Source organism: Pseudopontixanthobacter vadosimaris (assembly GCF_012979275.1).
GTDB classification, from domain to species: domain Bacteria; phylum Pseudomonadota; class Alphaproteobacteria; order Sphingomonadales; family Sphingomonadaceae; genus Pseudopontixanthobacter; species Pseudopontixanthobacter vadosimaris.
Genome location: NZ_JABASZ010000025.1, coordinates 298,782 through 308,872 on the forward strand (window position 1 = coordinate 298,782; position 10,091 = coordinate 308,872).

A 10,091-nucleotide genomic window follows, 5' to 3' on the forward strand; every position below is an offset into this window, starting at 1 on the left:
TTACAAGAGCGCGAGCGTGTCGCGTTGCTTGCGGCGCAGTCAGGCGTCGGCCCAGCTGCGCATCAGATTGTGGTAGAGGTTCGTCAGTTCGAGAACGGCCTCGTCCTCCGGCCCACGATCGGCCGACAGGACGCGAACGGCCCTGTCGAGGCGATAGAGCTGTTCGCGCTGCGTGGGATCGCGGACCATGCTCTGCAACCAGAAGAAGCTCGCGACACGGGCCCCTCGCGTGACGGGTTCCACGCGATGCACGCTCGATGCGGGGTAAAGCACCAGATCGCCCGCAGGCAATTTGACGCGGTGTTCGCCGAATAGATCCTTCACCACTAATTCCCCGCCATCGTAACTGCCGGGTTCGGATAGGAAGAGGGTGGCGGACAAATCGCTGCGGATGCGGAAATCGGTTCCTTCGAGGCGCCGGATCGAATTGTCGACATGATCGCCGAAGGTCTCGCCCCCTTCGTAGCGGTTGAACAGTGGCGGAAAGACCTTGAGCGGGAGCGCACCCGCCACGAATTCGGGCGTCTGTCCCAGAGCATCGAGCACGAGGCGGCCTGCTTCGTGTGCGGTGTCGCTGCCCTGTCGCAATTGCCGGTTGCGCTTGGCGGTGCGGGATTGATGGCCAGAGGTCTCGTTCCCATCGATCCAATCGCCCCCGTCGATGATCGCTCGTAGTTGCGCGACGCCGTCTGCTGAAAGCACGTTCTCGATCTTAAGCATCATGGCTGGTCTCTCACGCCTTCCATGCTCGCCAAGCCGCGCTCTCGGCGAGACGGTCAGGGCCAACGATTCGCGCGGGCAGTTTGTGACGATCGGTGAAGCGGATGCCTTCCTCCATACCCATCACGATCAGCGCGGTCGCCAGCGCATCGGCCTGCATGCAACCGGGATGCAGCACCGTTGCAGACAAGGTGTCGTTGACCGGCTTGTTGGTGACCGGATCAAAGGTATGCGACCACGAACGGCCATGCGCATGGCGCCTCCGCTCCCAGTGGCCGGACGTGGCGACTGCCCAGCCGCTGAGGCCGATACGGGTGGCAGGCGCTGCGGATAAGGGCGGCCGCGCCAGGTCGACCCACCATGGAAGGCCGTCGCCACGCAGCCCGATCGCCTTCAATTCCCCGCCGATGTCGAGCAGCGCATGAGCGATGCCAAGCTGATCGAGGCTCGCCAGCGCTAGATCGACGGCAAAGCCCTTGGCGATTCCCGACAGATCGAGCGCCGCGCCGCCCGGCTGAAGCAATATCGCCGGATCGTCGGTCAGAATGCTTGTCCCATCGGAGCGCGATAGGGATGCGAGCGCTTCGGACGGGTCGTCGACGGTCTCGGCGCCGAACCCCCAAGCGCAACTCGTTGGTCCCAGCAGGGGATCGAAGGCGCCGTTGCTCGCCTTCTGAATTGCGAACGCGCAATCGAGCACTTGCCGGAATTGCGGGCCGATACCGTGCCGGGTGCCGGCAGCGCCACTGTTGTAGCGGCTGATCTGCGAATCGCTTTCCCACTGGCTCATCTGGTCGATGACGCAGGAAAAGCATCGTGCGAGCACGGCCTCGACCCGGACCGACGACACGGATCGAGGGGCGATCGCTTCAAGTGACCAGCCGGTCCCCATGGTTCTGCCCGACAGTGAGAGTGGCTGCGCAGAGTGGGGAACCGGCGCGTGCGCGGGAATGTCCGGCGGCAGAAGAAGGTCGAACACATCGTCCACCGCCGATCTGGCCGGCGCTGCGCTCAAAGCGGCATGAACTCGAGCACGGCGGTGTAGGACAGGCGGCGATCCGGCCCGTCCTCGTATTCGCCGCGGCCCGCCGATGCCTCGAGATAATAGAGACCAGGTTGCGCGGCATCCAAGGTGACCATCCCCTCCGCATCGGTGGTCAGCGTGCGGATGCCCGGCTCGTCGCGATAGCGCGTGCCGCCTGCAACGAATTCGATCTCCAGTCCGGCAGCGGGAGCACCATCCACCAGGAACCGCATCCGTGCCGTCTCACCCGCGATCAGATCGTTGGGGTGAGTCACGGGTATCATTTCGAGCCCCACATTGGTCGGTGACAAGGCGGTTTCATTCGGCGCGCCAAGCGTAACGAAGGTCTCCGTGCGAGCGGCATTCTCGCTGACCGACACATTCGTCGCGCCTTCGGGTATGCCGCTCGCCATGTCCTCGCGGCTGCCCCGCCAGCGTCGACGTTCGCCATCGAGGTCGTAGGAGCCCATCATGCCCTCGCTGGCGATAGCGATCCGATAGGTCCCCTGCTGCGCCAGCTTCACGTCGAACACGCTGCGATAGGCCCCGCTGCCAATCACGACCGGCTCCACGATCTGGCCGTCCGGCCCGGTGACCGACAGATCGTCGAGACCGAGCGGCCGGTGCTCGAAAATAAACAGACCGTTCGACGCTGCTGCATCCACAGTGATGGTCTCTTCCTCGCCCGCCATCACGGTGCTGGACGGCAGCAGCCACCGGCGATGCGCCTCTGCGGCCGTGGGAACGAGCGTGGAAAGGCCGAGCGCGAGGCTCGCGGCAATCAGCGAAGGTTTGGCGAACATGGTCGAAGCCATCCTTGAATTGAGAGGGTCAGGGCTTAATCGAGAGGCGGACGGCGCCGAGTTCTTTCGATCCCAATTTCGTGCCGGTCATCGGTTTGGCCGGGGGCCATTGGAACGGGATGCTGACGAGCTCGCGGCCACCAACCTCGCGCGCCGCCTCGACTTTGAGGACGTAAGACCCGGCGGCGAGACGGGGCAGCGGGCGGCTGCCTTCGCTGAACCGCAGCGAATAGCGGCCGGGCGGCTGGGTCGGGCCGCTGATGCCGTTGGCGGGCATCGTGCTGCTGCGCCCGATGCGCCGCCACCAGGTCCGCATGTCGGGAAGCCATTTGCGCGGATCGTCGCCGCGCAGGTCGGTATCGTACCACACGTCGAGATTGGCGACGGCCTTGCCGTTCGCATCCTCGAGCCAGACTGCGACATAGGGGTTGTGATATTCGGCCACGCGAAGGCGCGGGATTTCGAACTGGACCTGCAAGTCTCCAGCCGAAACGGGAGCAGCCACCGCTACGGCGGTGAGGGGCAGGGAAATACGGGCGATTATACGCATCGGCAGTCGTCCTTCGTGAGGTCAGTGCATCAGAAAAAGGGTCAGGCAGAGCGGAATGACGAACCCGGCACCCACGATCGGCCAAGTCGACCGCCGCTTGCGTGCATGGATCTGAAGCAGCAGTAATCCGGTCACGCAGAATATCACGCAGGCGACCGCGAAAATATCGATGAACCACGACCATGCGGTTCCGGTATCCCGACCCTTGTGCAGATCATTGAGAAACGCAATCGCGCCGCGGTCGGTGTCTTCGAATACCGCCTCGCCGGACGCGAGGTCGACCGCGATCCAGCCATCGCCGCCTGCGCGCGGTAGCGCAATGTAGAGTTCGCTATCCGACCATTCAACACGACGTCCATCGAGCTCGATGTCGAATTCGCTCTCCAGCCAAACCTTGGCAGCGCCCTTCGGGACGCCTCTCGGCTCGGCGCGCAATTCCGTCAGGAGGCCCGCTGGCAGGATTGCTTCGAGAGTTTGCGTTTTCGGATCGGCTTCGATCGCACCCGCATGATTCAACGTGACACCGGTGATCGCGAACAGGATCATCCCGACGAGGCAGATTGCGCTGCTCATCCAGTGCCAGGTATGGAACTGGCGCTTCCAGAACGGTGACACAGATGCACGAGCCTTCGTCTTGGATGGTGATGAAAGTGCGACGGGAGAGCTCACATGAAAGCCGATCGGAAAGCGATTGTTGCGGATAGGTTCAATTGCGAATGAGTGTCAATAACATACTTTCGGAATTATCGGACAGCGGGCGCCGATCTCGTGTTCCACTTGACGTCGCTGCCGGATTGGCCGACCGCTGTGTGGTCAAGGTTCTCTTGCGAAGCCTATGGATCCGGAGGGGTTAAGACGGGAAGCCGGTGGTAAACCGGCGCTGCCCCCGCAACTGTTAGCGGCGAGCGACGATCAATCGAAGTCACTAGAGACGCTCTCCGGGAAGGCGGACCGCTCGCACCGACCCGACCCGCAAGCCCAGAGATCTGCCTTCGACACAATAACGTCCACCGGCCGGGTGGCCGGTCCGGTCGCTTGTTCGCTCAGGGCCGGGGTTGCGGACCCGCGAGCGCGCACGGCGTCTGGTCGAAGATCCCGTCCATTCTCGGGATTGAAGACTAATGAATTCCAGTATTTCGTATCGAAACCGACGCGTGCCTACGCTCATCTATGCCTGTCGCGCGCGCTTGGAGACGGCGGTATGAGAGAGGAAACGATGCCATCGGGCAATGCAACGATCAGGGTTACCGCTGTTTGCGCCGACACCAATGTCTGTGGCGACATCTTCGGAGGTTGGCTGATCGCGCAGATGGATCTCGCCGCATCGGTGGTGGCTTCGCGCCATTCCGGGCGCGCGCCGGGGCCATCGCGGTGGACGGCATGACCTTCCATCGACCGGTATTCGTGAGCGATGAGGTGTCGGTGTTCGCCAACCTGGAGAAGGTAGGGCGAAGTTCCATGACCGTCGGTGCCGAAACCTGGCGACGGGATTGACACACCGACGAAGCCTATCTGGTCACCAAGGCTCGCTTCACATTCGTGGCCTTCAATCAGGATCGGCGACCCCGCGCGGTCCGAGCCTTGTCGGCGGCTGGAAAACCAGGAAGGAAGCCGCATCTCCCTGCATCAAGATTTGTCGTCTCGACCCGGACGAGCGCTGGTGCACGGGCTGCGGGAGGTTGCTCGCAGAGATCGCCGGATGGGCGACTGCCAGCGAGGAAGAGAAACGAACGATTGTTCGGATGGCAGGCGAACGAAGGGCGGGAGTAACATCGAGCGCGGGCGTGCACTTCGAGATATGAGGTAGATCGCCAATTGGTTGTTTGAGCAACTTCTTGCGTGGCGGCTGTAGTGTCTAGGGCAACCAATGTCAGCCTCTTCCTCAAACGTCCGCTTAGATTGCCTTGACCACCAATAACGGACATTCCGCAAGCGGCCCACTAGCCGACATCGTCCCATGTAAGCCCGAAACGCGCCAGATATTTACGCAGACGATCGGCATCGTTCGTCGACTTGCGCTTACCGCGCGAAACCGCAAACAGTTCTCGGCCCGCAGCCGACAACGACGCGCTTCGACGGCAAACCGAGACAACGTGTGTTAGCTGCTCCTGGTCAAAGGGGTCGATCCGGGCGATGGCATCGGCCGGGAGGACTTCGGCAAGCAAACTGCCACCAGTCCGCTCTCCTTCGCCATGCCAAAGGCGCCCCAGCCGTGCGATTTCCGCGGTGACCGTAGCCGCGTCGATCCGTCCGTCCGGGCTGAGCGTCGCCATGCGGGTGATGCTGGCCGACAGGTCGCGGAAGTTGCCGTTCCAGGTCGCCGAATTGCTTCTCGCAAAGGCGAGGTAAGCCCGACGCGCCTCGGCGTTGAAAGTGACGCGCAGGTCTTCCGCCTTGGCGAAGCGTTCCAATTCGTAATCGAGGTTGGGCTCGATATCCTCATTGCGCTCCGCAAGCCCGGGAAGAGCGAAGGTCCACAGGTTGAGCCGGGCGAACAGGTCTTCGCGGAATCGGCCCACGCCAACCTCAGCGACGAGGTCGCGGTTGGTGCCGGCGATCAGCTGGAAATCGCTGGCCACTTCCTTGTCCGATCCCACAGGCAGGAAGCGCTTGTCCTCCACTGCGCGCAGGATCATCGCCTGCTCGTCGAGGCTGAGTTCCCCGATCTCGTCTAGAAACAGCATGCCCTTGTCGGCGCTGCGGAGCAGGCCAGCGCGTTCGGCGACCGCTCCGGTGAAGGCGCCCCTGGTGTGGCCGAACAGAGCGGCCATTGCGGTGTCGCCTTTCAATGTCGCGCAGTTGACCTCGACGAACGGACCGGAGAGGCGGTGGCGCTCGACCTTGAGTTCGTAGATCCGGCGGGCGAGCGCGCTCTTGCCGGCGCCGGTAGGTCCCATCAGCAGCAGCGGAGCGGAAGAGCGCGTCGCAACCTGTTCAATCTCGTCGATCATCGTGTTGAAGGCCGCGTTGCGCGTCTCGATACCGCCTTTGAGGAATGATGTGCTTGCCCGGCTCCCTTCGGCAAAGCGCTGCGCGATGGTGTCGTACCGGGAGAGGTCGAGATCGATCGCGTTCCACACACCGGAGGGATCGGGCGCGCCGCGCTTCGGCTGCGTCTGCAACAGCTTGCCCGGAATGAACCGGGCCTCGGTCAGCAGGAACATACAGATCTGCGCGACGTGGGTGCCCGTAGTGATGTGGACGAGGTAGTCTTCATCCTCGGGGTCAAACGCGAAGCCCTGCGCAAAGTCGAGAAGCTCGGTGTAGACTTCCTCGAAGTCCCACGCGTCGTCGAAGTTCATTACGCGCGGTTCGACGCTCGTCTCCGGCGAGACACCCGCGATGTCGTCAGCGATGAAGCGCGCCAGCCCCTCGTGCTGACGACCGTGAAGCAGGATCAGCCGGTCCACCCGCAAATCGGGTTGCATGCAGAGGCCTACCGTCGGACGCCACTTGTTCCATCGCGATCCATCGCGCTTGCTTGCATCCAATGTCGACCCGAGAAATCCGATGACCGTTGTCTGCCGCATTCTTATCCCATAGGATAAACTGCGATATGATGCTATAGACTAGCAGATATTTTTGCATCCAAGCATGGATGTCGCTCCCATCAAAACCCCAACGATCTCAACGTTCTGCAAATTTTTCCTCTGCCCGCTTCAGTTTGGCACGCCGCCTGCAAAGCAAAGACTGTCGGGTTGGTCGAACGCCCGGCAACGACGACGCCGGGGTGGCCGGAATGGGCCGGCCACCCCAAAGGCTGGAAGACAAGGATTATGACCATGACTCAGACGGGCTACGAACTTCAGCAAGTGGACGGCGGCGCGCCGATCAAGATGTGGACGCGCGGCGTTCCTGTGGACGACAAGGCGCGCGATCAACTCGGTCGGGCGGCGAAAATGCCTTTCATCTTCAAGCACATCGCTGCCATGCCCGATGTCCACGTGGGCATCGGGGCGACTGTCGGCTCGGTCATCCCGACAAAGGGCGCGGTCATTCCGGCCGCGGTCGGAGTGGACATCGGCTGCGGCATGATGGCCGCGCGCACTTCGCTGATGGCGAGCGATCTGCCCGACCATCTCGAAGGCATCCGCTCGGCTATTGAGAAGGCCGTGCCGCATGGAAGGTCATCGGGACGCGGCGGACGCGACAAGGGTGCTTGGGGCGATCCGCCGTCGGAGACGGTCGAGGCCTGGGCGACGCTCGTTCACCGGTTCGATAGGATCGTGGCAAAGTATTCCAAGCTGGAGCGCGCCAACCACCTCGTGCATCTCGGCACGCTTGGGACGGGCAATCACTTCATCGAACTGTGCCTCGATGAGGAGCAGCGCGTGTGGGTGATGTTGCATTCGGGCAGCCGCGGAGTGGGCAACGTGATCGGGCGCTATTTCATCGAACTGGCGAAGGAAGATATGCGCAAGTGGCATATCAACCTGCCCGACGAGGACCTTGCCTACTTCCCTGAAGGGACCGACCATTTCGACGATTACGTCGAAGCAGTCGAATGGGCGCAGGACTTCGCCAAGCTCAACCGGCACGTGATGATGACCCACACGATCGCCGCGCTGCGCGGTCAGATCGCCAAGCCTTTCACGGCGGAATGCGAGGCGGTGAACTGCCATCACAACTACGTGACGCGCGAGAATCACTTCGGCGAGAACGTGCTAGTCACCCGCAAGGGCGCGGTGCGCGCGGCGAAGGGAACGATGGGCATCATCCCCGGATCGATGGGCGCGAAGAGCTTCATCGTGCGCGGCCTCGGCAACGCGGACAGCTTCGACAGCTGCTCGCACGGCGCTGGCCGGGTGATGAGCCGGACCCAAGCCAAGAAGGAGGTCTCGCTCGCAGAGCACATCGCCGACACGGCCGGGGTCGAATGCCGCAAGGACGAAGGGGTGATCGACGAGACGCCCCGGGCTTATAAGCCGATCGAAAAGGTCATGGCCGCGCAGGCCGATCTGGTCGAAGTCGTCCACACGTTGAAGCAGGTGGTGTGCGTGAAGGGATAATCCCTTCACGCCGCCATCCGATTATCCAGGAACGCGCTATGATAACAATCGACGGCTCCGAAGGCGAAGGCGGCGGGCAGGTGCTGCGCAACGCCTGTGCGCTGTCGCTCGTCACAGGCGAGCCTTTCACCATCGAGAAGATCCGCGCGGGCCGCGACCAGCCCGGTTTGATGCGCCAGCACCTGACCGCGATCGAGGCGGCCTGCGCCATTGGCGGGGTCGATTGCGAGGGGTTGCAGCTTGGCTCAAACCGCATCGTCTTCAAGCTGGGGGCGGTGACGCCGGGCGACTACCGCTTCGCCGTTGGCACCGCCGGTTCGACCGCGCTGGTCCTGCAGACGGTGCTTGTTCCGCTCGCGCTGGCGGACAAGCCGTCGCATCTGGTCATCGAGGGCGGCACGCACGCCAGCATGGCGCCGCCGTTCGACTTCATCACAAAGTGTTTCCTGCCCATCTTCGAGCGGATGGGCCCGCACGTCTCGGCCCGCATTAAGCGGTACGGTTTCTTCCCGCGTGGGGGCGGTCGGATTGAAATCGACATCGACCCTTCACCGCTTCGCAGGATCGAATGCGTCGAGCGCGGAGAATTGCGCGAGCGCTCTGGCATGGTAATCCATGCGTCGCTCGGCGATGGCAAGGTAGCGCAGCGCATCCGCAAATCTGCGCTGAAGGCGCTGCCCGAATGGGAGGAAGCGATGATCGCCATTCGCGATCTGCCCGCCGACCAGGGGCCAGGCGTGGCGCTAACGTTGGATGCGGCTTACGAGCACGCGACTGAAGTGGTGTCAGGGTTCGGCAAGCTTGGCTTGTCGGCGGAGCGGATCGGAACCACGGCCGGCAAGCGGATGGCCGGCTACGAGGCTTCCGGTGCTTTTGCCGGACCGTATCTGCAGGACCAGCTGCTGCTGCCGATGGCGGTGGCCGGGGGCGGCGCCTTTACGAGCGTGAAGGTTAGCCAGCACACTCGCACCGCTGCGGATATCATCGCCAAGTTTACCGGGCGCACCACGAGGTTCGAGGATGCCGGCCACAAAGGCACGCTCGTGTCGCTGGTGTAAGCCCTCAGGAGCCGAGCTAGTCGGTTTCGTATCCTCGTGCGCTGAGAAACCAGTCCAGTTCGAGCTTGCCGTTACGCATATAGGGCTGGAAGTGCTTACGGATTTTGCGCTGAGCCCGGCGTTTTACAGTCTGGAACTGTTTCTGAGACAAGCCGAGACGTGTTTGAGCCTTCTGTCCGCGATATCCGTCGCAGGTCACGTCGATAAACTGCCCAACTTCATTGTCATTGCCCGCGATTGCTGCGAGTCCGTAGAGAACGACCCGGTTGGCCCACGATCGTTGAGCCTCTTCGTTGGGGCTTAAAACCCTGCTGAAGAGCGCATACTCCTCCTTGTTGGGCTCACTTGGCGATGTGTAATTAGTTCGCCGGTCTCGCCACATCGTCCATGCGATTGATCGCATGCAGTTCATCAGGCGAACCCGTGCAGAGCACGGCGGTGGATACGACAAGGCTCGACAACATGCGGCCTGCAGGAGGTCGCTTGCCTCGACCCCATACTCAGAAGCGAGATAGTTCGCTCGGCGTAGGACCGCGGGATTGCTTGACGCTGCCGCAACGGCTTCCGGCCACGTCGGCGGACCGAAGACCTTACACTTGAGCCTATTCGCAGCTTTGGCGGGAGCAGGACAACCTTTCGGCGCTGGCGCCGACCGGATTACAGATTTTTTCATGTAAGCCTCGCAGGGCGCGCGAGACCGACATGTATGGGTGTGGATGGAGTAGCTGTTCCATTACGACCTCGAACGCCCTTTCACGCAACTGCCTCAGCAGGAGCGTAGAGTTGCGCGGGACATAAATTAGGCTTCGTGGACAAAGCTTGACCTGAGACTCGACCGCTGATTCAAGGCTACCTTTTGGAGGCAGCATTGGGTGAGCGGGTTGGTGTGTCGGGTGACGAGTGGGCTTTGATCGGCCCACTGCTACC

At 62.4% G+C, this 10,091-nt stretch carries 10 protein-coding genes, 1 pseudogene and 1 riboswitch; of the genes and pseudogenes, 4 read left to right on the plus strand and 7 right to left on the minus strand.

Going from position 1 to position 10,091, the window contains the following annotated elements; all coding sequences use genetic code 11:
- Positions 1-39: 39 nt before the first annotated feature.
- Genes HG250_RS06515 through HG250_RS06535 form a run of 5 tightly spaced genes read right to left on the minus strand, consistent with a single transcriptional unit; the run spans position 40 to position 3,766 of the window.
- Positions 40-723, minus strand: a complete 684-nt coding sequence (locus HG250_RS06515; RefSeq protein WP_170003902.1) for a Fe2+-dependent dioxygenase — start codon at positions 721-723, stop codon at positions 40-42.
- A gap of 10 nt (positions 724-733) precedes the next feature.
- On the minus strand, positions 734-1,735 hold the full coding sequence (locus tag HG250_RS06520) for an FAD:protein FMN transferase (RefSeq protein WP_170003904.1): 1,002 nt from the start codon (positions 1,733-1,735) through the stop codon (positions 734-736).
- Positions 1,732-2,547, minus strand: coding sequence for a DUF4198 domain-containing protein (locus HG250_RS06525; protein ID WP_170003906.1), 816 nt, complete (start codon positions 2,545-2,547; stop codon positions 1,732-1,734). Before HG250_RS06525 ends, HG250_RS06520 begins: the two co-directional genes overlap by 4 nt.
- A 28-nt stretch (positions 2,548-2,575) precedes the next feature.
- Positions 2,576-3,097 (minus strand): DUF2271 domain-containing protein, encoded by a 522-nt coding sequence (locus tag HG250_RS06530; protein ID WP_170003908.1) that lies wholly within the window; start codon positions 3,095-3,097, stop codon positions 2,576-2,578.
- A gap of 21 nt (positions 3,098-3,118) precedes the next feature.
- Positions 3,119-3,766: a PepSY-associated TM helix domain-containing protein gene (locus tag HG250_RS06535; protein WP_170003910.1), complete on the minus strand. Its 648-nt coding sequence runs from the start codon at positions 3,764-3,766 to the stop codon at positions 3,119-3,121.
- 130 nt (positions 3,767-3,896) lie between these two features.
- Positions 3,897-4,105: riboswitch (cobalamin riboswitch) on the plus strand.
- A 193-nt stretch (positions 4,106-4,298) separates the two neighbouring features.
- On the opposite strand from HG250_RS06535, the pseudogene HG250_RS06540 reads away from it, so the two are divergent.
- Both HG250_RS06540 and HG250_RS06545 read left to right on the plus strand, forming a co-directional pair.
- A pseudogene (locus HG250_RS06540) lies at positions 4,299-4,687 on the plus strand (acyl-CoA thioesterase); the annotation flags it as partial.
- A gap of 41 nt (positions 4,688-4,728) precedes the next feature.
- The gene (locus HG250_RS06545) at positions 4,729-4,899 is read left to right on the plus strand and encodes a DUF1289 domain-containing protein (protein WP_338103873.1); all 171 of its coding nucleotides are present in this window, start codon (positions 4,729-4,731) and stop codon (positions 4,897-4,899) included.
- 138 nt (positions 4,900-5,037) lie between these two features.
- Here the strand turns inward: HG250_RS06545 and rtcR are convergent, their stop codons facing one another.
- Positions 5,038-6,627, minus strand: coding sequence for an RNA repair transcriptional activator RtcR (gene rtcR, locus HG250_RS06550; protein ID WP_170003912.1), 1,590 nt, complete (start codon positions 6,625-6,627; stop codon positions 5,038-5,040).
- 168 nt (positions 6,628-6,795) lie between these two features.
- On the opposite strand from rtcR, the gene HG250_RS06555 reads away from it, so the two are divergent.
- A complete protein-coding gene (locus tag HG250_RS06555) occupies positions 6,796-8,106 on the plus strand; it encodes an RtcB family protein (protein ID WP_277348076.1) in 1,311 nt (436 codons plus the stop codon).
- A 38-nt stretch (positions 8,107-8,144) separates the two neighbouring features.
- Positions 8,145-9,164 carry an RNA 3'-terminal phosphate cyclase gene (rtcA, locus tag HG250_RS06560; protein ID WP_170003914.1) on the plus strand — a complete coding sequence of 340 codons (1,020 nt, stop codon included), beginning with the start codon at positions 8,145-8,147 and terminating at the stop codon, positions 9,162-9,164.
- 16 nt (positions 9,165-9,180) lie between these two features.
- Here rtcA and HG250_RS06565 read toward each other — a convergent pair whose 3' ends face one another.
- A complete protein-coding gene (locus HG250_RS06565; protein ID WP_170003916.1) occupies positions 9,181-9,567 on the minus strand; it encodes a hypothetical protein in 387 nt (128 codons plus the stop codon).
- Positions 9,568-10,091: the final 524 nt, after the last annotated feature.